Genomic DNA, 26,142 nt, shown 5'->3' with positions numbered 1-26,142 from the left:
GATGACCCACGACACACCGGGTGTCTCCCAGAGGCCGGATCGGCTGAACATCCTGACCTGGGAGCGGAAGCAGGAGGATATCGACAGCCCCGACCATCAGGCGCGGCTGCGCGGCCTTGAGCGCTCCGCCAACGCCGTTTTCGGGCAGGGCGTTTACATTGCCGACAAGGCCGAGGTGCATACGGACAGGTTATTGATGGGTGCGCAGTCGTGGGTCGCCGGTTATGCAATCGTGCGCGGCAATATCGAACTGGGTGAAAATGTATCGATCAATCCCTATGCCTGTCTTTCCGGCAAGGTGACGATCGGCAACGGCGTGCGTATCGCCTCACATGTCAGCATCGTCGGCTTCAACCATGGTTTCGACGACATTGAAACTCCGATCTATCGCCAACCGCTGACCTCGCTCGGGATAGAGATTGGTGACGACGTCTGGATCGGCGCCAATGCGGTTGTGCTTGATGGCGTGAAGATAGGACGCGGCGCTGTTATCGCCGCAGGCGCGGTGGTGGCGAAAAACATTCCCGCCATGGCCATTGCAGGCGGCGTTCCCGCCCGGGTTCTGCGATACCGCGGAGGAAAAGCGGCCGCACCGAAGCTGCCCGATCATCTGCTGCAGGAACTCGGCAAGGAGATTGCCGGCGACTGGCTTGCCGCCATCCGCTCCTATGGCGAAGATGGCATCTATCGTTCCGCCGATGCATCCGGACATGAGGTCGAAAGCGTCAGGCATCTGTGCGATGCGATCGAGATCGCGGCGGCCTTCGGACAGGAGGATATCGCTTTCGATGCCGGAAAAACCGTGGCCAGCCTTCAGGCCCTGCAGGATCAGGAAACCGGACTATTTTTCGCCGGTGACCGCCGCCCCTTAACGCCGCCCGAGAAGGACCCTGCCGTCCTCTACAATATTCTGGCGGTCGGATATGCGCTTGAATGTTTCGGCGCCGCGCCGAAACAGCCGGTCGCTTTCGTGGAGCATCTTCGCGCCGACGAACTCATCCTGTTGCTGGAAAAACTGCCGTGGCAAAGCCGGGCATGGCATTGCGGCGCCACCATAGACGCCATCGCCACCGCGCTTTATGTCAACAGGCGCTATTTCACATCCGGCGACAATCTCACCGTTCTCTTCGGCTGGCTGGCCATGAACGTGGAGAAAACCACCGGGCTTTGGGGTGAGCCGACCTCCACACAGGGCCTACTGCAACCGGTCAACGGCTTTTACCGGCTTACCCGCGGCTCCCATGCCCAGTTCGGCCTGCCCGTTCCCTATCCGGCAGCAGCAATAGACTCCGTCATCGCCAATTATCATGCCTATGGCGGTTTTCATGGCGAGAATTTTAATGCCTGCAACCTGCTCGATACGATCCATCCCCTTCTTCTCTGCCTGAAACAGACGGATCACCGGCAAGATGAGGCAAAGGAGATAGCCCGGGAAATTCTGCGCCGAAATGAGGGGCGCTGGCAAAGAGGCAAGGGCTTTGCCTTCGCCGAGGGGCACCCGGCCGGGCTGCAGGGCACGGAAATGTGGATGTCGGTTCTCTGGCTTTCAGCGAAGCTTCTCGGTGCAGAACAGCTCTTGCCGTTCCGACCTCGCGGCATCCATCGCTTTGAGCCTGCGGAAATCGTCCATGGCATGATTGCCCGCCCTAAATCTCCGGTATAGGTTTCCGATACTCTTTTGAAAGCTTTCAAACCGGACCGGTCGGGTAACAGATGCAACTCAGCGACTGCTATAATTTCCACGATTTTCGCCGCATGGCCAAACAGCGTCTTCCCGGACCGATCTTCAACTACATAGACGGCGCTGCCGATGACGAGGTGACGTATCGGCGAAACACGGCCGCCTTCGAAAAATGCGATCTCGTTCCCGATGTGCTGCGGGGCGTGGCCGATGTGGATATGTCGGTCACCGTCATGGGGCAGAAGCTGTCCATGCCGGTCTATTGTTCCCCGACGGCGCTGCAACGCCTTTTCCATCATCAAGGGGAACGGGCGGTTGCGGCAGCGGCGGGGAAATACGGCACGATGTTCGGCGTCTCTTCGCTCGGCACCACGAGCCTGGAAGAAGCGCGCCGGATCAGCGGCGGCCCACAGGTCTATCAGTTCTATTTCCACAAGGACCGAGGCCTCAACCGCGATATGATGGCGCGTGCCAAGAGCGCCGGTGTCGAGACGATGATGCTGACCGTCGACAGCATCACGGGCGGCAACCGCGAGCGCGACAAGCGTACCGGCTTTGCCATTCCGTTCAAGCTCAATCTTTCCGGCATCGCGCAATTCGCCATCAAGCCGGCCTGGGGCATCAATTACCTTACACATGAGCGCTTCAGCCTGCCGCAGCTCGATGACCACATCAAAATGGACGGCGGCGCTCTTTCCATCAGCCGCTATTTCACCGACATGCTCGACCCTTCGATGAACTGGGACGATGTGGCGCAGATGGTGCGCGAATGGGGCGGGCCGTTCTGCCTTAAAGGCATCATGTCGGTGGATGACGCCAGACGCGCCGTGGAAATCGGCTGCAGCGGCATTGTGCTTTCCAATCACGGCGGGCGCCAGCTCGATGGCTCCCGCAGCGCCTTCGATCAACTGGCCGAGATCGTCGATGCGGTCGGCGACCAGATCGACGTGATGATGGATGGCGGCGTGCAGCGCGGCACCCATGTTCTGAAAGCACTGTCTCTCGGCGCGAAAGCCGTGGGGCTCGGCCGCTATTACCTTTTCCCCCTTGCCGCCGCCGGGCAACCGGGCGTGGAACGGGCGCTTGAGCTGATGCGTATCGAAATCGAGCGCGGCATGAAGCTGATGGGCTGCACCTCCGTCGATCAGCTTACACGCCGAAACCTTCGGTTCCGTTGAGCAGGCAGGACGGTTACAGAAGGACTTGCGCGGAGCGCGGTCACTATCGACCACTGAAACCGCATGCCATTTCAGCCGCGTTTCGTCGCTGCTCCTGAAGCGCCATGCCGATATTCCAGACGAGCGCCAGGCACACAAGTCCACAAAAACAGGCTGAAATCAGCGACCGATGGCGTTTGGCTCCGGAGAGAAACATCCAGCCGATAATTGCATAGACCGCAAGCGCCGGCACGGCGGCAATCAGAACGGATATGGGGCCATCGCAATCGACAGCCTTCATGCCGATGGCGCGATATTCGTTCGGAGTCGCCACCAGGCCGAGGACGGCCACGGGAAACATGGCGGCTAAAACCGCATAACGGAAAAATCGGGGCGTGTCGGGCATGCCTGCTCCATAGCCGGATAATCAACTGCCGCGAACGCGGCCGGGAAATTCCACCGTACGGTCTCAGCGACCATCCATCTTGCCGATGATATCGGTTTAGCCACCATTGTCGGCGACCGGGAGAGCAGATTGCCCGCTTTTGCTGAGAAAGCCAGCCTTTTACGTTGGCAGCAATCTTGGCAAGCGAAGCAGAATGTGATTATGGTTGCATGATGCAACCATAATGGATCAACCGTGTCCCAGCAACCTGTCCCCGTAAGCGATATCCGCTCCACCTCGCGCCGGCTCGTCCGCGAACTCGGCTTCATGGGCGGAGATTTTGCCGGCACCGATCTGCCGCCCTCCGCCGTGCATGCACTGATCGAGATCGAGACATGCCCCAACATCACGGCGCGGGATCTGGGAAAGCTGCTGCGGCTTGAAAAATCGAGTGTCAGCCGCATGCTGCGCAAGCTCGTGCTTTCCGGCGATGTTCGCGAAGAAACGGATGAGGAGGATAGCCGTATCAAGCGGTTGCGTCTGACGGGGAAAGGGCAGGAGAAGGTGGGCGCCATTCACGGCTTTGCGAACCGGCAGGTCTCTGACGCCCTGACGCAGCTTACGTCGGCGGATGCCCACACGATCCTCCAAGGGCTCCGTCTTTACGCCGATGCGCTGGGAGACCGGACCGATACCGTTGCTCCCTCCACAGAGATCCAGGAGGGGTACAGGCCGGGTATCATTGCCCGTATCACGCAGATGCATGCGCTTTATTACGCCCGGACATCCGGTTTCGGCCAGCGTTTCGAATCCGTCGTGGCCGAAGGCCTCGCGGCTTTCTGCAACCGGCTCGAAAGCCCGAAGGATGCGATCTGGGTCGCAATGCGTGGACAGGAGGTCATCGGCTCCGTCGCTATCGATGGTGAAGATCTCGGAGCGGATATTGCGCATCTGCGCTGGTTCATCGTTGATGACGGCGTACGCGGTGGCGGTGTGGGACGCAGGCTGCTGGAGACTGCGTTGGCCTTCGTTGATGAAAGAGGGTTTGCCGAGACCCACCTCTGGACATTCAACGGCCTTTTGGCCGCGCGACACCTTTACGAAGCCCATGGTTTCGCATGTGTTGAGGAACATCCGGGCAGCCAATGGGGAAGCGAGGTGCTAGAACAGCGCTTCGTCCGGCCACGGCCCGAATGATCTTTCAACCGCGCGTAAACGGCCGCAATCGAAATCTTCCTGCGACCGTTTCGAAACCAGGGAACGGCGCCCGTTAAAAGGCGAGTTGAACCTTCATCGACCTGCTTCTGTCACCGGCGGCTTCAAATGCCGCAACCGCTTCTTCTAGTGGAAAGGTTCCGGTCAGCAGGGGCTTCAGGTCGACACGGCGCTGATTGATGAAATCGACGGCAAGTCCGAATTCCTCATGGAACCGGAACGTGCCCTTCATCTCGATTTCCTTGGCAACCACCATATTCTGCGGAATGGACACATCGCCGCCGAGGCCAAGCTGAACCACGGTAGAGCGGGGTTTCAGCGCTTCGAGACCCGAACGGACGGCTCTTTCATTTCCGGACGCCTCGAACTGAACGTCGAAATAACCCTTGTTCGCCGAATAGGCGGAGAGCCCATCCGGGTCGCTGGCGACATTGATGACGCGGTCGGCGCCGATGGCGAGCGCCTTTTGCAGAACCGCATCCATGATGTCGGTCGCGACGATTTCCCGGGCGCCATGAGCACGGGCGGCAATGATCGCCAACGCACCGATCGGCCCACAGCCGGTGACCAGAACACGTTTGTCGGTCAATGCGCCAGCGCGGTTGACGCCGTGCAGCGTTACCGCGAAGGGTTCGGCCATGGCCGCTTCATGGATGGAGACGCCATCCCGCACCTTGTGGCACTGGTATGCTTCGGCGACGAGGCGCTGGCGGAATGCACCCTGAATATGCGGCATGGGCATGGCGGAGCCATAAAAGCGCATGTTCAGGCACTGGTTCTGCTGACCCTTCAGGCAGAATTCGCAATGGTTGCAGGGCCGGCTCGGCGATACGGCAACACGGTCGCCAACAGCCAGACCGGAAACCCCCTCTCCCAAAGCCTTGATGGTACCGGCCACCTCATGGCCAAGGATCATCGGCTCACGCACGCGCACGGTGCCGAAACCGCCGTGATTGTAATAATGCAGGTCGGAGCCGCAGATGCCGCCCGCCTCGATGGCGACCTCGACCTGTCCCGGGCCGGGCTGTTCGTCCGGCCGTTCCTCGATCCGCAGATCCTTCGCCGCGTGGATGACAACCGCTTTCATAGTCTCTCCTCCCATGAGGGTTCGGCATGGCGGCTAATGCCGCCAGGCCATTCCCCGGATTTCTCAGATATCGACCACGAGGCCCTTGGCTTTCAGCACAGCCTCGAGCTTGCTGACCTCGATCACCGACTTGCCCTGCTTGTAGGCTTCGATGTAACCGGCCTCGGCATCTTCGCGGGCCTGCGAAAGCTTGGCCGCTTCCTGCGCTTCATCGCGTCTGACAACGACGAGACCATCGGCATCACCGACGATAATATCGCCCGGATTGATGATCTCACCGCCGACGATCACCTGATCATTGACCGCGGCAATGGTCTCCTTAACCGTGCCCTTGATGCAGACGCTGAGCGAGAAGACCGGGAAACCGAGGTCTCGCAGCTGCAGCGTGTCGCGCACGCCGGTATCGGTCACCAGGCCGCCAATACCCTTTGCGAGGCAGGCATTGGCGAGAACGTCGCCGAACGAACCGGCTTCTTCATATTCGCCGGCGGAAACGACGATGATGTCGCCCGGCTTGGCATAGTTGATGGCAAGCTGCAGCATGATGTTGTCGCGCGGCGCACATTTGACCGTGAAGGCCGGACCGCAGAGCTTCATGCGATAATCGACCGGCTTCAGCCGGGATGACAATGCGCCGCGACGTCCCTGCGCCTCATGAATCGTGGCGGGAGAGAATTTGGCTAGGGCTTCGACATCCGCCTTGGCCGGACGCTGCGCGATATCTTTAATGTGGATCATGAAAACCTCCCACGTTGAAACCGTCGGCGAGAACGTCTCGCCGACCGATGATGGTGTTGAATGGATGGAATGATGGCCGAGGCTGAGCCGAAGCTCAGGGGATCGGATCGAACTTCAATTCGGAAAGAGGCACGACCTTGTCGGTGCGCGTCATCTTGTATTCGGTGTTCGGGCCAAGCCACTTGTCCCAGATGCGGTTGATCTCGCCATCCGCATCGAGCTTGCGGAGAATCTCGTTGATCTTGGCGGTCAATGCCGGATTGTCCTTGGCCATGCCAATGCCGATGGGCTGGAAGAGCATCGGCTCTTCGATCATGCGCATCTGCTTGCCCTTGGTCTTGGATTCGTTGACGAACTTGGTCATCGTCATGGTGTTGCCAACGATGCCGCGCGCCTTGCCCTGCTGCACGGCGAGATAGGCGGACGCCGTATCCTGGAACGTCAGCGGCTCGGACTTGTTGAGCTTGACGGAGAGTTCCGACGTCGAGCCCTTGCTGGAAGCGATGCGCTGGCCGACGAAATCGGACTTCTTGGTGCCGGGGTCGTCGACCGGAACGATCAGCATTTCCTTAGCCAGATAATATGGATCGCTGAACTGGATCTGTTCGGCGCGGCTCTGGGTATAGGCAAGGTTCGCTACCGAGAGATCGACGCGGCCGAGCTTGACTTCGGGAACGCGCGCTTCGACCGACACCGGCTTGATCTCAGCCTTGACGCCCAGTTCCTTGGCGATAGCGCCGCACAAATCGACGTCGAAGCCTGCCATTTCACGCGTCTTCGGGTCCGGCGAGGCGAAAGGCGGGACGTCGGCGAATGTCGCGCAACGCAGCGTCTTGTTTGCAATGATCGTATCGAGTTGATCCGCCTTGGCCGGAATGACCGCAGCCGAGGTCGCCAATATGGCGGTAAGAGTAATGCACTTCCAGTTCATTTCAGTTCTCCCTGTTATTATAGAGGTTGGGTCCTAGTGTCTCAGATCGGCAAGAAACCGCTGGGCACGCGGATGTTGCGGATTTTTGAAAAACTCGTCCGGTTTCGCGGTTTCGAGAATGCGCCCGGCATCGATGAACCAGATGCGGTCGGCCACTTCACGGGCAAAGCCCATTTCATGGGTGACGCAGAGCATGGTCATGCCTTCGGCAGCGAGGCTCTTCATGACGGCGAGCACCTCACCGACCATTTCCGGATCGAGCGCTGAGGTCGGCTCATCGAACAGCATGACCGGCGGCTCCATGGCGAGCGCCCGCGCAATAGCGACGCGCTGCTGCTGGCCGCCGGAAAGCTGGGCGGGATAGGAACCGGCCTTGTCGGCAAGGCCGACGCGATCGAGAAGCTTCAGCGCCTTTTCATGCGCAACCGCCGGGGAAACACCCTTCACCCGGATCGGCGACATGGAGACATTTTCCACCACGGAAAGATGCGGGAAGAGGTTGAAGCTCTGGAAGACGAAACCCACACGGCTGCGCAGCGCATTCAGCTCCTTGGCGCGCATCTGGGCATGGATGTTCCTGCCATCCAGCATGATCGAGCCGCTGCTGATCTCCTCCAGACGGTTGATCGTGCGGATGAGGGTGGACTTGCCGGAACCCGACGGCCCACAGATGACCACGACCTCGCCACGGGTGACGTTTTCGTTGACATCCTTGAGCACCTGATAATCGCCATAGCTTTTGCAGACTTGCGAAAGCGTGATGGTGTAGTCCTGAGTGGCGGAAACTGGCGCGGTCATAGCTGCTCCGTAACGATATTGGCGGGGGCCGGTGCGGTGTCAACGGCAAGCTTGCCGCGCGGGCCGGCGCGCCGGCGGGCGATGCGGCGCTCGAGAAGATTGGCGACTTGGGTGAGCGACCAGCAGATGATGTAATAGACCAGCGCCAGAATGAGGAAGACCTGGAAGGGCTGGGTCAGGAGCTGGTTGTTCACCTGGTTCGCCGCAAAGGTCAGGTCAGGCACATTGATGACGTAGCCGAGGGTCGTGTCCTTGATGGTGGATACGAAGGTCGATATCAGGCTCGGGATCATGTTGTAGAGCGCCTGCGGCAGGATGATGTAACGCATCGCGCTGAAATAGCCGTGGCCGAGCGCCCGCGCCGCATCCATCTGCCCCGTGCCCAGCGATACGATGCCGGCGCGCACGACTTCGCTCATGAAAGCGCCCTGATAAATGACGAGCGTGGTCAGCATGGTGACAAAGCTCGGCACGTCGGCGCCGGTCCAGAGCGGAACGAGAAAATAGCTCCAGAGAATGAGCATCAGCAGCGGCACGCCGCGGGTGAAATAGACCAAGGCGGTGACCGGCCAGCGCAGGAGCCGCCATTTCGACAGCCGTGCCAGCGCCATCAGGATGCTGACGGGAAAGGCGAGCGCGATGCTGAGCGCCGACAGGATAAGCGTGTTGGCAAGCCCGCCGAGCGGCCCGTTGGGATATTGGCCGATGAGGAGCAGCAGCCAGTAATCCTGGATGATTGCGATCATGTCGTGGATCATGCCCGTGCCCTCCGGAGAGGATCGGCGCGCATGGAGATATAGGCTCCAAGACCCATGATCAGCAGCGAGAAGAACAGATAAAGCACGGTGGCGACCAGATAGACCTCAAATGTCCGGAAACTCAGATTCTCTACTTCCTTGACGGCATGGGTCAGTTCCGGTGCACCGATCAGAACGCCGAGACTGCTGTTCTTGAAGAGGGAAGTGCTGTGATTGATCAGCGGCGGCAGCGCATTGCGAACGCCCTGCGGCATGATGACGAAACGCATGGCCGAGACATAGCTATGCCCGAGCGCACGTGCGGCCTCGATCTGGCCGGGATTGATCGAACGAACGCCGGAGCGCAGATCCTCGCTGAAATATGCCGCCTGACAAAGACCGAGACCGACAATGGCGAAGATCGCTTCGGCATTATGGCTCGAAAGCCAGCTGGCCAGTCCGCTCGGCAGCAGCGTGAACACGCCGAAATACCACAGCATCAGCTGCACCAGCGTCGGCACGTTGCGGTGATAGGACACATAGGCCGCCACCAGCGGATCACCGAAGCGGAAAGGTGACAGGCGGATGGCAAGCAGCACGATGGCGAGCGACATGGCAAGCAGCCATGAGCCGGCATAGATGATGAACGTCATCTGGATGCCATGCAAAAACATCGAGACGTAGTCCGCATTGTTCAGAATTGCCCAGAGGTCAAAACCGCTCACGCGACTCTTCCTCCGGCTCCACCCGCCGCAGCCTTATTTTCAGTTGGTCGATTTTCAACCGTTTGGGGCTTGGCCGTCTGCAGACCGCCCATGACCTGAAGCGTCGGGGTAATTTCCATGTGGCCAATATTCATGGCCACGGGCGCAGCGATGGCAAACGCGATCGCATCGGCGATATCGGAGGCCTGCGGCAGCTCGAAACCATCGATGAAACGTTCGCGAATGCTCGGATCATCGCCATGAACATGGTTGAAGATGTCGGTTGCGACGCGGCCAGGGCAGATTTCCGTCACCCGCACGCGTTTACCGAAAGCATCGATGCGCAGCTGGTTGGACAGCATCGCCACGCCTGCCTTGCTGGCGTGATAGGTGGAATTGCCACCGAAATTATAATTGCCGGCAATCGAGGAGATGTTGATGACATGGCCGCGATCGCGCGCCACCATGCCCGGCACCACCATGCGGCAGAGATGCAGCACGGCGCGCAGGTTGACGTCGATCAGGAGATCGATATCACTCTCATCCGCTTCCAGAAATTTCTTCGGGCGGTCGACACCGGCATTGTTCACGAGAACATCGAACGCCACCTCACTGGTGAGCTTCGCGAGCGCCGCCCGGTCTGTCACATCTATGGCATGTGCGAAACAGCCCGTGCGCTTCGCCAGCTGGTTGAGGGCGTCCACACTTCTGGCAACCGCATGCACTTCCAGCCCTTCACGGCAAAGTCGCTCGACGACAGCGGCGCCAATTCCGGAAGATGCGCCGGTTACGAGTGCGGTCTTGTAGTCTGAGAATGGCATGTTTGTCCCCTATCGTTGAGCAAACAGTAGTGAAGCTTTCATCGCTTGCCTAAGACCGATTTTTTTTGGAGTAATAAGCAACTTGTATGGATGGCGAATGCGCCAAATTCGGCGATGCGGCAACCCGGCCGATGGGGCGTACGTTGCCGATGCCAGCCACCAGCACATTCTAGACCACTGCGGTCGGCAGGTCCCGTCCCGCGAAATGTGCATCCAGATTGGCGAGAACCAGAGCGCCCATCTCAAGCCGCGTCTCATGCGTCGCAGCGCCGATATGCGGAGCGAGAACGACATTGCGCATGCCGATCAGCGCCTCGGGAACATGCGGTTCGTTCTCGAAGACATCGAGCGCTGCACCCTTCAGCCCGCCTGCCACAAGAACATCAACCAGCGCCTTTTCATCCACCAGAGACCCTCTGGCGACGTTGACGAGAACACCGTCCGGTCCCAGCGCCTCCAGCACCTCGCGGTTGATCGCGTGTTTTGTCTCCGGCGTTGCCGCCGCCGCGACAATCAGGACGTCGCAGTCCCTCGCGAGCGACATGGCCGTCGAATGATACTCATAGACCACGTCCTGTTTCTGCCGGCTGAAATAGGAAATCTCCGCATCGAAAGCTTCCAGCCGCACCGCAATGGCGCGGCCTATGCGGCCAAGCCCGTAAATGCCGTAACGCCGCCGCGAGGCCTTGTTACCCAGCGGCATTTCGCCTCTTTTCCACTCCCCGGAGCGGACATGATGATCGGCGCGCACAAGCTGGCGCAGCAGCATGACAGAGAGACCGATGGCAAGATCGGCCACATCCTCGGTCAGCACGTCAGGCGTGTTCGTCACCCTGAAACCGCGCGCGCGGGCCTGGTCGAGATCGACCTTGTCGAAGCCGACGCCATTGATGGCAACGATTTCGAGAGCGGGCAGACCGGCAGCGAGTTCAGGAGCAACCCCGATATGGCCGCCGGTGACGACAGCCTTTATCGACGCCGCCTCCGCCTGGAGAAACGCCTGCTTGTCGGATATTTCGTGCCAGCGATGGACCCTGAAGCGCTTTTGCAGTTCGGCTTCGATCTGCGGCTGAAGCGGATAGGTTTGCAGAAGATCGGGCTTCATGCGCGCTCCTTACCCGCGACCGACGAAAGGCATGCCGCTCGCCATCACCGTCATGGTCAGCACGTTCGCCTCGAGCGGCAGCGAGGCCATATGCACCACGGCCTTGGCAACGATGCCGGCATCGATGGTCGGTTCGATGGCGGTGCTGCCATCCGCCTGCAGCACGCCGGTTGCCATGGCGCGCGTCATTTCGGTGCTGGCATTGCCGATATCGATCTGTCCGCAGGCGATGTTGAACCGCCGGCCATCCAGCGCGGCCGATTTTGTAAGTCCGGTGATCGCATGTTTGGTCGCGGTATATGGCGCAGACCGCGGCCGCGGCGTGGTGGCGGAAATCGAGCCATTGTTGATGATGCGGCCACCCTGCGGCGACTGCGTCTTCATCTGGCGAAACGCCGCCTGGGTGCAGAGAAAAGCCCCTGTGAGGTTAGCCCCGACCACGGCATTCCAGGTTTCGAACGGCACATCTTCGATATGCACCGCCGGTGCGGACATGCCGGCATTATTGACCAGAAGATCGAGGCGACCGAAACGCCCGATGATTTCCGCAAACAGCCGCTCGACATCGGCCGGAGCGGAAATATCAGCCGCGACGGCCAGAACACAGTCTTTATGTTCGCTCCATTCGGCGGCGGCAGTGTCGAGAACCTCCCGCCGCCGGCCCGTTATCGCGACCTTGTAACCATCTTCCAGAAGCGCTTTGGCAATCGCCTTGCCGACCCCTGTTCCTCCACCCGTGACGAGCGCGATCTTTCCATCACTCATGCTGCTTTCCCCTCCAGCTCATCTTCCACATGCGCTTGAATGATTTCGGCAAAGGAGGTTTCCGCCCTGAAGCCGAGCGACAGCGCTAGTTGCGGATCGTAATCCTCGGCCCAGCCGTCGACGATCCGGATGATCCGCTCGTCGGGAACGCGTTTGATAAGCGCTACAGCCTTTTGCCCGGCAAAGGCGCGCAGCGCCTCGATTTCATCCGCAACCGTGGCCGACAGCCCCGGCATGATGAGATTGCGGCGAACGCCAAGCCCGGAGAGATCCACCGTCGCGGCGCGCAGCAGGAAGGCGACCGCCGAGCGCGGGCTGGCGAACCAGTGGCGCACGGTATCGGCAACGGGCAGCACCGCTTCCTGACCCACCAGCGGTTCGCGCAGGATATTGGAGAAGAAGCCGGAGGCGGCCGCATTCGGTTTGCCGGGGCGGATGCAGATGGTGGGCAGACGGATGCTGACGCCATCAAAGAAACCGCGGCGACTATAGTCCGAAAGCAACAGCTCCACGATCGCCTTCTGCGTGCCATAGCTGGTCAACGGCGCCGTCAGGAACTCGTCGCCGATCACCTTGGGGAATGGCGAACCGAACACGGCAAGCGATGAGCAGAAGACCATGCGCGGCCGATATCCGTCCTTTTCGTGCTCCAGACGAATGGCTTCGAACAGCGAGCGCCCGCCATCGAGATTGATGCGATAACCTTTCTCGAAATCCGCTTCCGCCTCGCCCGAAACCACGGCGGCGAGGTTGAAGATCACATCCGGCCGTTTTGCGACCAGCTTTTCGGCCACGCCGGCATTCGACAGATCACTGCGCTCGATGGTCAGTGCACCGCCGAAGCCTTTCGGCGCGGCCGGTTCGAAAACATCCGTCAGCGTCATTTCGGTAATCTTCGCACCATCAAGCGTTCCGTCGGAAGCGAGACGTTGTGTCAATTTGCGGCCGATCATTCCGGCCGCGCCGACTATCAGAATATGCATTATTTCACCTTTGCTTGGCCGGCGGCACCGGCTCGATTGATTGTCAATCGTCATCACCCTGAAACACCACCTCGCGGCGGCGCATGATCGCCGGCATCGCCATCATGATGACGACCATGCCGGACAAAGCGAGCAGCGTGGCGCTGATCGGATGGGTGACGAATGTTGAGAAACTGCCCTGCGAAAGCAGCAACCCGAGGCGCATGTTCTGTTCCAGAAGCGGACCGAGAACGAAGCCCAAAACCAGAGGCGCCGGCTCGCAGCCGATCTTGCGCAGAAAGAAACCGACGATGCCGAAGACCGCACAGAACAGAACGTCCACAACGCTGTAGGAAAGCCCATAGGCCCCGATGGCGCAGAACATCAGAATGGCGGGGCACAAGAAGCGGTAGGGAATGCCGAGAAGCCGAACCCAGATGCCGATCAGCGGCAGGTTCAGGACCAGGAGCAACAGATTGCCCACCCACATGCTGGCGATCAGCCCCCAGAAGAGATCGGGCCGCGACTGCATGACCTCCGGTCCCGGGGTGATGCCCTGGATCATCATCGCCCCGACCATCAGCGCCATCAGGCCGTTGGCGGGAATGCCAAGCGTCAGGAGCGGAATGAAAGAGGTCTGCGCGCCGGCATTATTGGCGCTTTCCGGCCCCGCCAGCCCTTCGATCGCACCCTTGCCGAACCGGGATGGATCCTTGGCGATCTTGCGCTCCAGCGCGTAGCTGGCGAAAGAACTCATGATCGCACCGCCGCCGGGCAATACGCCGAGGAAGGAGCCGAGCGCCGTGCCGCGCAGGACGGCCGGAAATGCCTGTTTGAAATCCTGTCGGGTCGGCATCAGCGATCCGGTCTTTGTCGTTCCTGCATCACGCTCCACACCCTGCTGCAGGTTAAAAAGGATTTCGCTGACACCTAGCAGCCCGATGGCCAGCACGACGAAATCGATGCCGTCGAACAGTTCCGCCATGCCGAAGGTGAAACGCTGCTCACCCGATGTCGGATCGATGCCGACGAGGCTCAGTGCAATGCCGAAGGCGACCATGCCGATCGCCTTGACCGGCGATCCGCTGGACAGGAACACGGCAAACAGAAGCCCGAAGATCACCAGACTGAAATAGTCAGCCGGCCCGAAGGCAAGCGCAATGGCGGAGAGTGGCTTTGCGACCACGACGATCAGAATGGTCGCCACCGTGCCGGCAAAAAACGACCCGAGCGCCGCAGTGGCCAGCGCCACCCCCGCCCTGCCCTGCCGGGCCATGGCATAACCATCGATGCAGGTGACGACGGATGAGGATTCGCCCGGCAGATTGACGAGGATCGCCGTAGTCGAACCGCCATATTGTGCACCATAGAAAATGCCCGCAAGCATGATCAACGCCGCCGTGTCCGGCATCGTATAGGTGATGGGCAAAAGCAGCGCGACGGTCGCGGAAGGGCCGATGCCCGGCAGGATGCCGATCATCGTGCCGAGTGTGACACCCAGCAGGCAATAGAAAAGGTTGACCGGCGTGACAGCAACACCGAAACCGAGGGCGATATTGGCAAGAAGATCGGTCATGGCAGCAGGGGTATCCTCTGTCCGAGGCCGACGACGAAAATGAGGATGCAGGCGAGGATGAGCACCGCGGAAAGCAGCAGCACCTCAACCGGCCGGATTCTGCCATAGGCGATGCAGGCGAGCAGGATCAGCACAAAAGCGGCGGCGATGAAGCCCAATGGCTCGATCAGCAGCGCAAAACCGGCAATGCCGGCCACTGCCAGAAACGGACGCATCTTCGGGGCCACCCAGGCTTCGGACGGCGTCTTTCCCAACAGATCCTGCGAGAGCAGTGCGATACCGAGCGCGAACATCAATGCCGCGACGACAGTTGGCATGTAGCCCGGCCCGGGCTGGAAATTGGTGCCCATGCTCAGCGGCCGCGCGCCGTAATAAAGCCCGGCGGCGGCCACCAGAAAGAAGACCCCGGACAGAATATTCGCCGTCAGTTTCGAGCCGTTTTTGTGTTCGGCCATGTTTTTCTCCCCTCCTCATTGAGGAATACGCCGTGCCTCCCGACACGGCGTATCCAAATATCGAATATCCGGCTCAATCCGCCCAGACGCACCCCTTCGAGCGCATCATGTCGTAACGATCCTCGATATTCATGTTGCCCTGACGGTGCAGTTCCATCATGTGGTTCTCGTGGTCGTCGCGCTCCTGGCAGGCCTTGACGAGTTTCGCGATATCCTTCTCACGCACGACGACAACGCCGTCATCGTCGCCACAGACGATATCGCCGGGGCTGATCAGTTCACCGCCCACCACGACCGGATGGTTGATGGTGCCGAGCGTGTCCTTGGACGTGCCCTTCATGCAAAGCCCGAGCGAGAAAACCGGAAAACCGATTTCGCGCAGCCCCTTGCCGTCACGCACCGCGGCGCTGACCACGAAGCCGACAATGCCCTTGCCGATACAGGCGGCGGCCAGCACATCGCCAAAGCCGCCCTGATTTGGATTGTCACCGCCATCGATGACCAGCACGTCGCCGGGCTTTGCCAGATTAATAGCTTCGAAAATCATCAGATTATCGCCGATATGGCATTTTGCGGTGATTGCCGGGCCGCAGATTTTCAGGCCGGGCTTGATCGGCTTGATGCGATAATCGAGAGCGCCAAGCTTGCCCTGCGCCTCGTGAATGGTTGCAGGGCTGAACTTGCTGATCGCCTCAATATCAGCCCTTGAGGGGCGCTGGAAATTGCGGATGACATGGGCCATTGGCCGGATTCCTTTCAACAGTGGGTCATGCCCGGGCCACGCACAGGCCCAAGCGTCATTTCGGTTAGTGGTGAGAGAAGCGCCGCTTATTTCGTCCAGGGCTTGCTTTTCCAGAGCTCGGCCAGATTGGCGTTGCCCTTCTTGAGCGCCTCGGCAAATTCCGCCTGGGTCAGCGGCAGCATGGTCAGTTCGCGCTTTTTGGCCTCGGCAAGATAATCCGGGTCCTTCAGCGCCTTCTGGAATGCATCGACCAGCTTGGCCTCGACATCCGCCGGCAGGCCTTTCGGTGCACCAAAACCTGCAAGCAGGCTGAACTGAACGTCGTAACCGGCTTCCTTGAAGGTCGGCACATCTGGCGAGAGCGGCGAACGCTCAGTGCCTGATGTCGCCAGAACACGAAGTGCACCCGAACGATTGTCTGCAAAAACCTCGTTCAAGTTCATGAAACCGAGTGTGACGTGGTTACCGAGCATGGCGAGCCGTGCCGGTCCGCCCCCATTGAAGGGGACGAAATTGAGCTTCACGCCCGCCGCTTCCTCGAACAGCAGGGCGGTGATCTGGCTTGGATGACCGATACCCGTCACGCCAACGACGACCGGGTTCGCCTTGGCCGCTTCAACGAATTCCTTGGCTGTCTTGATCGGCGATACCTTGTTGACCGTCAACGCCAGATCGCCGCCGATCTGGTTGGCGAGCGGCGTGAAGGCGTCCTGCTTATAGCTGGCATTGCCCTGCACGATCGGCGAATACATGGAGGGGAAATTCAACGCCCCGATCGTGTATCCGTCAGGTTTCGCATTGGCGATATAGGTCGCGCCGATCAGCCCGCCAGCACCTTCGCGGTTTTCCACCACGACCGATGTGCCGAGATATTTTTCGAGATAGGGCACCAGCGCCCGCGACTGTATATCGGTGCCGCCGCCGGCCGGATAACCGATGACGAGCGTCACCGGCCGCTCCGGATATTCCGCCGCCGCCCCTCCGGCAGCCAGAACTCCCGCAGCCGCCAACATGCCGAACAGAGATGTCTTCAAACGCATATCTTTTCCTCCCCGATATACTTTCACCGGGGAGGCTAGGAAGAAGCCATCAACAATACAAATACCGAGTTTTCAACTTACCCATACAAATCGTTTATGGGCTGAATGCCGACTCGCGTCTTGCGACGGCCCGCAACAGGTCTCGGAACAGCCTGAACGTCCGCTCGTCCACCTCCCTGTTCCTCAGCAAATGGATGGAGCGATAAATGACGGGATCGGTAATATGAGCGGCCTGAAGCTGACCGGCCTCCTGTTCCTGCTGCACCGAATTCCATGACAGAATCGTCGCGCCAATACCGGCGCTGACGGCGCGTTTGATTGTATCCTGCCCGTCGATCTCCATGGTCACGTTCAGCGTGATGCCGGCGCGGGCGGCGGCCTCGTCGATCGATACGCGCAGCGGGTTGTCCTTCGGCGGCAGGATAAGGTTGAGCCCCGCCACAGCCTCGAGCGGCATCGACCGACCGATGGGTCGGGAAGACACCGCAAAAAGGCTCTCCTTGATGATAAGATCATCGGCCTTGTCCTCCGCGCCGACCAGCGCGACAGCCATATCCACCTTGCCGAGACGAATGAGGCGCAGAGATTCGTCATTGCGCGCCTCTATCAGCCGCAGCGAAACCTTTGGCATAGAAGCGGCAACCTCACTGATGATGTTCGGTGCAAAGGCCGTGGCCCAGGAAGGAATAAGGCTCAGCCGGATCACCCGCTCATCCAGATAGGCCATGGCCCGGATTTCCGCCTCCGCCTGCCGGACCTTCTCGGTAATCTCCCGGGCATGAATAAGGAGTATTTCACCCTTCTCCGTCGCCTTCACGCCGCGCGCCAGCCTGTGCAGCACGGGGAAACCCACCAACCGCTCCAGTTCCGTGATGTGGTGACTGAGCGCCGGCTGGGCGATCCCCAATTGCCGCGCCGCCGCCGACATGGAGCCGCAATCAGCAATCGCGACCAGATATCGCAGCCTGCGCAAATCCAACATGTCGGCTTAAACCTCCCACCGGTTCGAGATGCGATCATGACACCAAATCGCCGCCGGGGCCTAGAGCAAAAGCACCGTCAAGTGGTTCCACCGGTTTTCAAAGGACCCGACTGCGCATGATGGGGTAAGACAAGATTCTTATGGCCAGCGACCATCGCTTTTCTCCGCCTCTTCCCCATGACACGGTCTTTGCTGCGATGGGGAGCGGGATGGATCCTAAGACCGGTATTTTGCTCAAGCTGGCGGCCATGCTGGCATTCACAGTCATGTCCGCCTGCGTGAAGGGTTTGGAGGGGGCGATTCCGGTCGGCGAAGTCGTCTTCTGCCGGGGATTTTTTGCCCTCATTCCCCTCTGTCTCTGGTTCATCGCCTCCTCCGAGCGAATAACCGTGCCGGCCGCGAAAAATATCGGCCGCCTGCTTGCGGGCAGCTCGGCTGGATTGGGCGGCATGTTCTTCGGTTTTCTGGCGCTCGCCTATCTGCCGCTGGTGAATGTCACGGTGCTGAGCTACACGACACCGCTTTTCACCATCATGCTGGCCGCGCTGCTTTTGCGCGAAAAAGTGCGGATATATCGCTGGTCCGCCGTACTGACGGGCTTCATCGGCGTCTTCATAACGCTCTCGCCCAACCTGGTGTTTGACGCCGTGTCAGGCCCCGCGCAGATCGACAGCATTGCGATGATCGGAACGGCGCTGGCGCTGACCGGCGCGCTTTGCGCGGCCTTTTCCTCCATCGCCGTCCGCCACCTGAACAGCATCGAAAAGCCGTCGCGCATCGTGCTCATCTATACGCTGACGGGTGTCGTCGCCGGCTTCGCCACGCTTGGATTTGGATGGAAGATGCCGGATTTCAACCAGTTTCTGCTGCTCGCCGGCGGCGGGCTTGCCGGCGGCATCGGCCAGATCACCATGACGCTCAGCCTGCGCCATGCCCAGGCCTCCCTGCTGGCTCCGTTCGATTACACGACGATGATCTGGGCGATCGCCCTCGGTTATCTCTTCATGGCCGAAGTGCCGACAGGTGCGACTATCATAGGCGCTTTGACGGTCATCGCCGCCGGGCTGTTCGCCATGTGGCGCGAAAACCGGCTGACGAAACAGGCCGTCAGGGAGCCGACAAGGTAAGCTCATCGGTAAGGCGCTTTTTGTGCAGCCGCCTTTCCCGCCACAACGTGAACAAGCCGGCGGCAACCACGATCGAGGCTCCGAGAATGGTCGTCAGTGCGGGCACCTGATCCATGAAGGCATAACCAATCAATAGCGCCCAGATCATCGTCGTGTAATCGAACGGAGCCAGCAGGGAGGCCTCGGCATAACGCAGGCTCAGCGTCACCAGTATCTGCGCGATCCCACCAATGAGACCGGTGCCGATCAGCAGGGTCCATTGCCACGCGGTCGGCATTGTCCAGCCCATGCCGATACTGGCAAAACCGATGACCGTTGTGAGCAGTGTGAAATAGAAAATGATCGCACCGGTATTTTCCGTCTGCGTCAGATGCCGGATCTGGATCATCGATATGGCGGAGAAAAAAGCCGCTGCCAGACCGAACAGACCACCGAGCATGGCAACACCCGACCCGGAGGCGACATCCGAAACATCGAAGGAAAAATGCGGCGACAGGATAAGCACGATGCCGCACAGCCCGAAGACCACCGCCGTCCAGCGATAAATCCTCACGACCTCCTTCAGAAGAAAGACCGCCAGAATGACGGTAAAAAGCGGCGTGGCATAGCTGATGGCCGTCGCATCAGCGAGCGGAATGTAAGCCAGCGCCAGATAGCTGAAGACCATGCCGCCGGTTCCGGAAAAACTCCTCACCAGATGCCCGCCAATGTGGCTGGTCGCCACCTGTTTCCGAAATCCTCCCTGCACGGCCATCCACAGACAGAGCGGTAGCATGGCCACCGCCGACCTGAAAAAAACGACCTGCCCGATGGGTATTTCACCCCTGAGACCGCTGATGCAGGCGCCCATCAGCACAAGAGCGAGCGCTGCAGAGATTTTGAGGAGAATGCCTTTGCGGGAATCCATGGTTCGTTCCTTCGGACGTCTTCGAACCGTTTCACCACGCAGCGGCGGGATATCAAACCTCAAACCCGTGTCCATAGAAACTTCGTCTGACCCCATCAATCCCGCCTCCATGGTAGCTGTTGCTGATGGACAGGGTGCGGATTCCGCTCCGCTTGCCCGCCGCCGTGGGGACAAAAAAGACGTTGGAAACCAATATGGATCTGGAAAAGATCAAGAAACTGATCGAGTTTGTCGGCTCTTCGCGAGTGTCCGAATTGACCGTGAGCCAGGAGGGAACCACGGTCCGGATCATTCGCGAAAACAATGCCGTTTCACAGCACGCGACATCATCGCAGCCCCGCACCATTCCGTTGGCGGAAGCGGCACCCGACGAGGCACCCCGCGCCGAAGAACAGGCACCGGCATCCGCCACAGCGGCACCGGCGCCCTCCGGCATCGTCGCGGCACCCTCATTCGGTCTTTTCCACCGCGCTCCGAGCCCGGGCTCGGCACCCTTCGCTGAAGCCGGAGACGAGGTTAGGGAAGGGCAGGAACTCTTCATCATCGAAGCGATGAAAGTGTTCAACACCGTGAGAGCCGAACGAAGCGGCAGGATCGCCAGATTCATCGCCAATGACGGCGAAGACGTCGAACTTGGACAGCCAGTGCTGGAGTTCGAATGATGGATGCAACACTTCCAAAGGAAGCAGCCGGGCAAAGGGCATTCGACAGCGTCCTCATCGCCAATCGCGGCGAAATCGCACTCCGCGTGCAGCGCGCCTGCCGTGAACTCGGCCTGAAGACCATCATGGTCTATTCGGAAGCGGACAGGGATGCGGATTATCTGAAGGCGGCCGATACCGCCATCTGCATCGGCCCGGCTTCTCCCGGCCAGAGCTATCTCAACGTGCCGGCTATCCTGCTTGCCATGAAGCTGACGGGCGCAGGCGCTGTTCATCCCGGTTATGGTTTTCTCTCCGAAAGGGCATCGTTTTCGGAAGCGGTTGAGGAAGCGGGTGCGGTTTTCATCGGCCCACGTGCCGACGCCATCCGCACCATGGGCGACAAGATCGCGGCAAAACGGGCGATGATGGAGGCCGGCGTGCCCTGCGTTCCCGGCCCCGATTCCGCCCTGCCGGATGACATGGCGGAGGTTTCGAAAATCGCCACTGAGATCGGCTATCCCGTCATCGTCAAGGCAGCCGGCGGCGGCGGTGGACGTGGCATGCGCGTCGTTCATGATGCCTCCACCCTTCACGACGCCGTTCTCGTTACGCGCGAAGAGGCAAGTCGTGCCTTCGGAACGCCGGAACTCTATATCGAAAAATTCCTCGAACATCCGCGCCATGTCGAAATTCAGGTTCTCTGCGATGGTCAGGGCGGCGGCGTCTGGGTTGGCCTGCGCGATTGCTCGATGCAGCGCCGGCACCAGAAAGTCGTCGAGGAAGGTCCGGCCATCGGCATCCCGCCTGATGTTGCCGCCTTTGTCGGCAATCGCTGCGTGGAAGCCTGCCGCCAGATCGGTTATCGCGGCGTCGGCACCTTCGAGTTTCTCTACGAAAACGGTGAATTCTACTTCATCGAGATGAACACCCGTCTGCAGGTCGAACATCCGGTCACAGAAATGACCTCGGGCGTGGATCTGGTGCGCCAGCAGCTTCTCGTCGCTCTCGGCCATCCGCTGGAAATTTCGCAGGAGGACATCGTCTGCGAGGGACACTCGATCGAGTGCCGCATCAATGCCGAAGATCCCTACAGCTTCATTCCCTGCCCCGGTCTGATCACGGCTCTCCACTTGCCGGGCGGCCCCGGCGTGCGGGTCGATACCCATGTAACAGCGGGCTATCGCGTTTCCGCCCATTACGATTCCCTGATCGCCAAGCTCATCGTCCATGCGCCAACGCGCGAACAGGCGATCATGCGCATGCGCCGCGTGCTTGGCGAAATACGCATCGAAGGCGTCTCCACCAACCTGCCGCTGCATCGGGAAATATTGGAAGACCCGGCCTTCTCCGAAGGCGGCACTGACATCCATTACCTCGAACACTGGCTTGCAGCGCGGAGTTCAAAATGAAGCGACAGTCTGTTTCGATATCCCGCTACAGCGAGCCTGGCATCATTGCCGATCTTGCCGCTTACCTTGAGCGCAACAACGTATCCGCCATCGAAATAGAGACGCCGGATGGGTCACTGAAGATCGTCGCCATGGCAGGGGGCCAGGCTCCTGCCGCACCGCACCCCGCCGAGACGGCCAAGGCGCCGGCAAAGACCGGAGACATCCTTGCCCGCGCACCGATTGCCGGCATCTTCACCCCAGCACATCCGCAGCGCCGCGACCGCCCGATCCAGACAGGAAAATCGGTAGTGAAGGGCGAAATCGTTGCATTCGTGACAGTCGGACCCGTGATCGTTCCGGTGATCGCCGACAAAGCCGGCACCGTCACCGAAGTGGTGGCAGAAGCCCGTGCGCTTGTCGGATATGGCTCCACCCTTCTCAGGACCGAAGCATGATGGTGACGTCAATGAGCAACCTCCCGCTGAAAACGCCCCACCTTTCCCCCGCTCATCTGGGCCTGCCGAAAATCTCGATGATCGGCAACAAGACCTTTCTGATCGAAGCGCCCGGCGAGCTGGACCTGCCTGCACAGCGGCGCATCTGGGCGCTGACACGCGCGCTGAAGGACCGCCCCGATGTGCTGGAACTGATACCCGGCATGACCAACCTCCTGATCGTGCTGCGCGGCACGCCCGATGATGCCGGGTGTTTGCAGGATGAACTTCTCGATATCTGGCAAAGAACCGCGGAACTCGATCTTCTCGGCAAGACCATCGAGGTGCCGACGACCTATGGCGGCGAGCACGCCATCGATCTTGCCGCGATCTGCGATTATTCAGGCCTATCGGACAAGGAAGTCGTGCGCCTGCACTTCGAGCAGACCTATACGGTTTTCGCCGTCGGCAGCGCGCCGGGCTTTGGTTATCTCGGCGGTCTCGATCCACGCATTTTCATGCCACGCAAAAAAGTCCCGTCGCTGCGCATGCTGAAAGGCATGGTGACGATCGGCGGTATGCAGTCTGGCATCTCGGTCCTGACCGGGCCTAATGGCTGGAATTCGCTGGGTTTCACCGAAATCACCATGTTCGACGCCGCGGCCGAGCAGCCGGCGGTGCTTGCGCCCGGCGACCGGGTTCGTTTCCTTCCTGAAAGGATCGAACTATGATCCATATTCTTGCCTGCGGACCGCTGAACACCGTCCAGGATCTTGGCCGCGCGGGTTACCGCAATATCGGCATCACCGCCACGGGCGCGATGGATCCCATTGCGCTCAGGGTCGGCAATATCCTCGTCGGCAACGGCGAAGACGCCGCCGCGATTGAAATCCAGACCTTCCCTTTCCGCATCGAGTTCGAAGAGGCACTGACCTTCGCCGTGACCGGCGCAGATTGCGCGGCACGGCTTGATGGTGCGGACCTGCCACCCTACTGGTGCACTCGGGCTGAAAAAGGTCAAATACTCGAGCTTTCGACACCGCAGAAGAATGCGCGTGCCTATCTCTGCCTTCAGGGCGGCATCGACGTTCCGGTGGTGATGGGATCGCGCAGCACCTCGCTTCGCGGTTCCTTCGGCGGCCACGAAGGACGCCATCTCGCGACCGGCGACAGGCTTGCCGTTCTGCCATCCGAGGCCTCGCCACTGCCCTCAAACGGTCTTGGTGTCATGGCGCTTGCCGATGCGATGCCGGACATGTTTCCGGTGTCCGACAATGGCGAATTGCTGCTGAGAGCCATTCCGGCCGCCGAACACGATCTTTTCGGCGAAGGCGCCGAACGTTTCTGGTCGGAGGCCTGGAAAATCACCTCACAGAGCGACCGCACCGGTTACCGGCTTGCCGGAACGCCGATGACACTTTCGGCCCCGGTGGAGCTGCGTTCTTACGGCGTCATTCCCGGGGTGGTTCAGGTGCCGCCAAGCGGCGAGCCGATCATCCAGATGAGCGACGCCAATACGGCCGGCGGTTATCCCAAGATGGCCGGCATCATCGACAGCGATCTGTGGCGGCTCGGACAGGCGCGCATCGGCAGCCGCATCCGCTTCGTGCAGGCGACGGTGCGTGAGGCGCTGGAAGTCGAACAGGCGATCGACGCCTATTTCGCGGATATCCGCAAGACCCTGCCGCTGGTCACTGCCGCACTCGGCACGCTCGCAAAACGATAATCCTGAAAAACAAGGAGAGGGACCATGAAGATCGATGTTAATTCCGATATGGGCGAAGGTTTCGGCGTCTATAAGGTCTGCGACGACGAGAAACTTATGGAAGTCGTCTCTTCGGCAAATATCGCCTGCGGATTCCATGCGGGCGATCCGGAAATGATGGCGCGCATGGTGCGTCTGGCCAAACAGAACGGCGTCGGCGTCGGCGCTCATCCGGGCCTTGCCGACCGTCTCGGCTTTGGCCGCCGCGAAATTCCCGTCGACGCGGAAGAAATGGAACAGCAGGTTCTCTACCAGCTCGGCGCGCTATCGGCGATTGCGAGGGCGCAGGATGTCGCGCTTTCTCACATCAGCTTCCATGCTGCCATGGGCAACATGATCAACCGCGACGCGGCCCTTGCCGAACGGATCATGAAAAAGATCAAAGCGGTTGATCCCAATCTCATCGTCTTTTCGATGCCGGACATGCTGATCGAAAAGGCCGCGCTGGATTGCGGGCTGAAGGTGCTCAATCTTTTCCTCGCCGACCGGGCCTATGATGTGAAGGGGCAGCTCGTGCCGCGCAAGCTGCCCAATTCCGTCATCAAGGAAGAGACGAAAGTGCGCGCGCGCGTGCGCCAGTTTCTGGAAAAAGGCACCGTCACGACAATCGAGGGCGAGATCATCCCCGTTCGCGCCAGATCGATCCTCGTTCACAGCGATACACCCGGTTCGCTGGAGCTTGCTCGCACGGTGCGCAGCGAAGTGGAAGCCTGCGGGGGCAGCGTCGTTCCGGCCCGCGAAGTAGTCGTCTGAGGGCGGCCCGCTTTCCTCTTATCATTGACAATCAAACAATTGCGGCACCGTGCATCATTTCTGGAGCACGGTGCCATTACATTTTCAGGTATTTTTCGTCGGCCGAACCGGTGAACCGATCCGGCAGAGGAAGTATCAATTCAGCTGGATCACGTGATTGCTGTCGTTTGTCCAGCTCAGTTTCACCCGGTCGCCGGCCACGCTGACGGCATTGGTGAACCCTTCCGTCTGGGTCTGCCTGTAGGCGATCATCGGCTCGCCACTATCCAGCCGCAGGTAGTAGTGCAGCATAAAACCGCGATAGACGACCTGCTCCACTTTTGCCGTCGTGGAATTGCTGGCGTTTTCACCCGCGTCGGCCGCAAGCGGCGAAACCGAGATCGCCTCCGGGCGAACCGTGACAACAACCTTGTCGCCCTGGACCGTACCCATGTCATCCACATCCAGCCGCACCCCGGCACCGGTCACAAGCCGTGCGGCGCGACCGTTGCGTTCCACCACACTCGCCTCGAAGAAGTTCGAGGCGCCGATGAAGCCGGCAACGAAGCGCGTCAGCGGCTTCTGGTAGATTTCGCCGGCCGGCGCGATCTGCTCGAGATTGCCGTCCCGCATCACGGCGATCTGGTCCGCCATGGTCAGGGCCTCGTCCTGATCATGCGTCACCATGATGGTGGTGAGGCCAAGCCGCTGCTGCAGGCTGCGGATTTCAACCTGCATGCTTTCCCGAAGGCCCTTGTCGAGTGCGCCAAGCGGCTCGTCCAGCAGCAGCATCGAAGGCTCGATCACCAGCGCGCGCGCCAGCGCTACACGCTGTTGCTGACCGCCGGAAAGCTGCGCGGGCAGCCGGTCGCCGAAGGCGTGCAGCTGAACGAGATCGAGCGCCTGCTTCACGCGCCCTTCCCGATCCGCCTTGGAAACACCCCGCATCTCCAGACCGAAGGCGACGTTTTCGGCAACGGTCATATGGGGAAACAGGGCGTAGTTCTGAAACAGCATGCCGACATTGCGGCGATGAACCGGGGTGCGCGTGGTCGGCTTGCCGCCGACCACGATTTCACCCGAGGTGGGATCGACAAGCCCCGCAATCATGCGAAGGCAGGTCGTTTTCCCGCATCCGCTCGGACCGAGAAGCGCCAGGATTTCCCCTGCCTTGACGGTAAGCGAAACATCATCGACGGCAACGACCTGACCGCTGTAATGCTTGGTCAGTCTTTCCAGGCGGACTTCTACGGATTTCATC

The 26,142-nt window shown here is 60.2% G+C and carries 28 protein-coding genes; 10 read left to right on the top strand and 18 right to left on the bottom strand.

Annotation, left to right across the window (positions count from 1 at the left end; genetic code table 11):
• Position 1: 1 nt before the first annotated feature.
• Both V6R85_RS20350 and V6R85_RS20345 read left to right on the top strand, forming a co-directional pair.
• Positions 2–1,663, top strand: coding sequence for an acyltransferase (locus V6R85_RS20350; protein ID WP_111834227.1), 1,662 nt, complete (start codon positions 2–4; stop codon positions 1,661–1,663).
• 50 nt (positions 1,664–1,713) lie between these two features.
• Positions 1,714–2,859 carry an alpha-hydroxy acid oxidase gene (locus V6R85_RS20345; RefSeq protein ID WP_111834228.1) on the top strand — a complete coding sequence of 382 codons (1,146 nt, stop codon included), beginning with the start codon at positions 1,714–1,716 and terminating at the stop codon, positions 2,857–2,859.
• A gap of 43 nt (positions 2,860–2,902) precedes the next feature.
• On the opposite strand, the gene V6R85_RS20340 is transcribed toward V6R85_RS20345, so the two are convergent.
• Positions 2,903–3,244, bottom strand: coding sequence for a hypothetical protein (locus tag V6R85_RS20340; protein WP_111834229.1), 342 nt, complete (start codon positions 3,242–3,244; stop codon positions 2,903–2,905).
• A 234-nt stretch (positions 3,245–3,478) separates the two neighbouring features.
• On the opposite strand from V6R85_RS20340, the gene V6R85_RS20335 reads away from it, so the two are divergent.
• Positions 3,479–4,420 carry a helix-turn-helix domain-containing GNAT family N-acetyltransferase gene (locus V6R85_RS20335; RefSeq protein ID WP_336377176.1) on the top strand — a complete coding sequence of 314 codons (942 nt, stop codon included), beginning with the start codon at positions 3,479–3,481 and terminating at the stop codon, positions 4,418–4,420.
• A gap of 73 nt (positions 4,421–4,493) precedes the next feature.
• On the opposite strand, the gene V6R85_RS20330 is transcribed toward V6R85_RS20335, so the two are convergent.
• The 15 genes from V6R85_RS20330 to V6R85_RS20260 form a co-directional block, all read right to left on the bottom strand.
• A complete protein-coding gene (locus tag V6R85_RS20330; RefSeq protein WP_111794791.1) occupies positions 4,494–5,525 on the bottom strand; it encodes an L-idonate 5-dehydrogenase in 1,032 nt (343 codons plus the stop codon).
• Between the two features lie 63 nt (positions 5,526–5,588).
• Positions 5,589–6,263 carry a 4-carboxy-4-hydroxy-2-oxoadipate aldolase/oxaloacetate decarboxylase gene (locus V6R85_RS20325; RefSeq protein ID WP_003505993.1) on the bottom strand — a complete coding sequence of 225 codons (675 nt, stop codon included), beginning with the start codon at positions 6,261–6,263 and terminating at the stop codon, positions 5,589–5,591.
• A 94-nt stretch (positions 6,264–6,357) separates the two neighbouring features.
• Positions 6,358–7,194: an ABC transporter substrate-binding protein gene (locus V6R85_RS20320; RefSeq protein WP_026363393.1), complete on the bottom strand. Its 837-nt coding sequence runs from the start codon at positions 7,192–7,194 to the stop codon at positions 6,358–6,360.
• Between the two features lie 33 nt (positions 7,195–7,227).
• Positions 7,228–7,992 carry an amino acid ABC transporter ATP-binding protein gene (locus V6R85_RS20315; RefSeq protein WP_003505989.1) on the bottom strand — a complete coding sequence of 255 codons (765 nt, stop codon included), beginning with the start codon at positions 7,990–7,992 and terminating at the stop codon, positions 7,228–7,230.
• Positions 7,989–8,750: an amino acid ABC transporter permease gene (locus V6R85_RS20310; RefSeq protein ID WP_111834231.1), complete on the bottom strand. Its 762-nt coding sequence runs from the start codon at positions 8,748–8,750 to the stop codon at positions 7,989–7,991. The genes V6R85_RS20315 and V6R85_RS20310 overlap by 4 nt, the downstream gene beginning before the upstream one ends.
• Entirely contained in the window at positions 8,747–9,454 is a 708-nt protein-coding gene (locus tag V6R85_RS20305; protein WP_336377175.1) for an amino acid ABC transporter permease, read from the bottom strand. The genes V6R85_RS20310 and V6R85_RS20305 overlap by 4 nt, the downstream gene beginning before the upstream one ends.
• A complete protein-coding gene (locus V6R85_RS20300) occupies positions 9,451–10,254 on the bottom strand; it encodes an SDR family oxidoreductase (RefSeq protein WP_003505984.1) in 804 nt (267 codons plus the stop codon). Before V6R85_RS20300 ends, V6R85_RS20305 begins: the two co-directional genes overlap by 4 nt.
• Before the next feature lie 169 nt (positions 10,255–10,423).
• Positions 10,424–11,359, bottom strand: coding sequence for a 2-hydroxyacid dehydrogenase (locus V6R85_RS20295; RefSeq protein WP_080864693.1), 936 nt, complete (start codon positions 11,357–11,359; stop codon positions 10,424–10,426).
• 9 nt (positions 11,360–11,368) lie between these two features.
• The gene (locus V6R85_RS20290; protein ID WP_020810699.1) at positions 11,369–12,124 is read right to left on the bottom strand and encodes an SDR family oxidoreductase; all 756 of its coding nucleotides are present in this window, start codon (positions 12,122–12,124) and stop codon (positions 11,369–11,371) included.
• Positions 12,121–13,107 carry a D-erythronate dehydrogenase gene (denD, locus tag V6R85_RS20285; RefSeq protein WP_336377174.1) on the bottom strand — a complete coding sequence of 329 codons (987 nt, stop codon included), beginning with the start codon at positions 13,105–13,107 and terminating at the stop codon, positions 12,121–12,123. Before denD ends, V6R85_RS20290 begins: the two co-directional genes overlap by 4 nt.
• Before the next feature lie 43 nt (positions 13,108–13,150).
• On the bottom strand, positions 13,151–14,662 hold the full coding sequence (locus tag V6R85_RS20280; RefSeq protein WP_336377173.1) for a tripartite tricarboxylate transporter permease: 1,512 nt from the start codon (positions 14,660–14,662) through the stop codon (positions 13,151–13,153).
• Positions 14,659–15,117 (bottom strand): tripartite tricarboxylate transporter TctB family protein, encoded by a 459-nt coding sequence (locus tag V6R85_RS20275; RefSeq protein WP_336377172.1) that lies wholly within the window; start codon positions 15,115–15,117, stop codon positions 14,659–14,661. The genes V6R85_RS20280 and V6R85_RS20275 overlap by 4 nt, the downstream gene beginning before the upstream one ends.
• Before the next feature lie 73 nt (positions 15,118–15,190).
• Positions 15,191–15,859, bottom strand: coding sequence for a 4-carboxy-4-hydroxy-2-oxoadipate aldolase/oxaloacetate decarboxylase (locus V6R85_RS20270; protein WP_112294056.1), 669 nt, complete (start codon positions 15,857–15,859; stop codon positions 15,191–15,193).
• 86 nt (positions 15,860–15,945) lie between these two features.
• Positions 15,946–16,899, bottom strand: a complete 954-nt coding sequence (locus V6R85_RS20265) for a tripartite tricarboxylate transporter substrate binding protein (RefSeq protein WP_003505969.1) — start codon at positions 16,897–16,899, stop codon at positions 15,946–15,948.
• Positions 16,900–16,993: 94 nt separating this feature from the next.
• A complete protein-coding gene (locus V6R85_RS20260; RefSeq protein WP_113081984.1) occupies positions 16,994–17,881 on the bottom strand; it encodes a LysR substrate-binding domain-containing protein in 888 nt (295 codons plus the stop codon).
• A gap of 209 nt (positions 17,882–18,090) precedes the next feature.
• Between V6R85_RS20260 and V6R85_RS20255 the strand changes: the two genes are divergently transcribed.
• The gene (locus V6R85_RS20255; protein WP_336377171.1) at positions 18,091–19,008 is read left to right on the top strand and encodes a DMT family transporter; all 918 of its coding nucleotides are present in this window, start codon (positions 18,091–18,093) and stop codon (positions 19,006–19,008) included.
• Here V6R85_RS20255 and V6R85_RS20250 read toward each other — a convergent pair.
• Complete coding sequence (locus V6R85_RS20250; protein ID WP_111834236.1) at positions 18,989–19,915, bottom strand: DMT family transporter; 927 nt, start codon at positions 19,913–19,915, stop codon at positions 18,989–18,991. The two genes, V6R85_RS20255 and V6R85_RS20250, sit on opposite strands and share 20 nt — an antisense overlap.
• Positions 19,916–20,109: 194 nt before the next feature.
• Here V6R85_RS20250 and V6R85_RS20245 point away from each other — a divergent pair, with 194 nt between their 5' ends.
• From V6R85_RS20245 to V6R85_RS20220, 6 genes are read left to right on the top strand one after another with little or no spacing between them, the layout of a single operon-like run.
• Positions 20,110–20,577: an acetyl-CoA carboxylase biotin carboxyl carrier protein gene (locus V6R85_RS20245; protein WP_129565227.1), complete on the top strand. Its 468-nt coding sequence runs from the start codon at positions 20,110–20,112 to the stop codon at positions 20,575–20,577.
• On the top strand, positions 20,574–21,968 hold the full coding sequence (gene accC, locus V6R85_RS20240) for an acetyl-CoA carboxylase biotin carboxylase subunit (protein ID WP_111794798.1): 1,395 nt from the start codon (positions 20,574–20,576) through the stop codon (positions 21,966–21,968). Before V6R85_RS20245 ends, accC begins: the two co-directional genes overlap by 4 nt.
• Complete coding sequence (locus tag V6R85_RS20235; protein WP_175281399.1) at positions 21,965–22,405, top strand: acetyl-CoA carboxylase biotin carboxyl carrier protein; 441 nt, start codon at positions 21,965–21,967, stop codon at positions 22,403–22,405. Before accC ends, V6R85_RS20235 begins: the two co-directional genes overlap by 4 nt.
• Positions 22,402–23,115 carry a 5-oxoprolinase subunit PxpB gene (pxpB, locus tag V6R85_RS20230; protein WP_129565224.1) on the top strand — a complete coding sequence of 238 codons (714 nt, stop codon included), beginning with the start codon at positions 22,402–22,404 and terminating at the stop codon, positions 23,113–23,115. The genes V6R85_RS20235 and pxpB overlap by 4 nt, the downstream gene beginning before the upstream one ends.
• A complete protein-coding gene (locus V6R85_RS20225) occupies positions 23,112–24,110 on the top strand; it encodes a biotin-dependent carboxyltransferase family protein (protein WP_129565223.1) in 999 nt (332 codons plus the stop codon). Before pxpB ends, V6R85_RS20225 begins: the two co-directional genes overlap by 4 nt.
• Positions 24,111–24,134: 24 nt before the next feature.
• Entirely contained in the window at positions 24,135–24,902 is a 768-nt protein-coding gene (locus V6R85_RS20220) for a 5-oxoprolinase subunit PxpA (RefSeq protein WP_020810712.1), read from the top strand.
• Between the two features lie 135 nt (positions 24,903–25,037).
• Here the strand turns inward: V6R85_RS20220 and V6R85_RS20215 are convergent, their stop codons facing one another.
• Positions 25,038–26,141 (bottom strand): ABC transporter ATP-binding protein, encoded by a 1,104-nt coding sequence (locus V6R85_RS20215; protein ID WP_020810713.1) that lies wholly within the window; start codon positions 26,139–26,141, stop codon positions 25,038–25,040.
• Position 26,142 lies beyond the last annotated feature (1 nt).

The sequence above is a fragment of the Agrobacterium sp. CCNWLW32 genome (genome assembly GCF_037083425.1).
In the GTDB taxonomy this organism is placed as follows: domain Bacteria; phylum Pseudomonadota; class Alphaproteobacteria; order Rhizobiales; family Rhizobiaceae; genus Agrobacterium; species Agrobacterium radiobacter.
The sequence above is the reverse complement of the archived record's forward strand: the minus strand, read 5'-3'. Positions and strand labels throughout refer to the sequence as shown.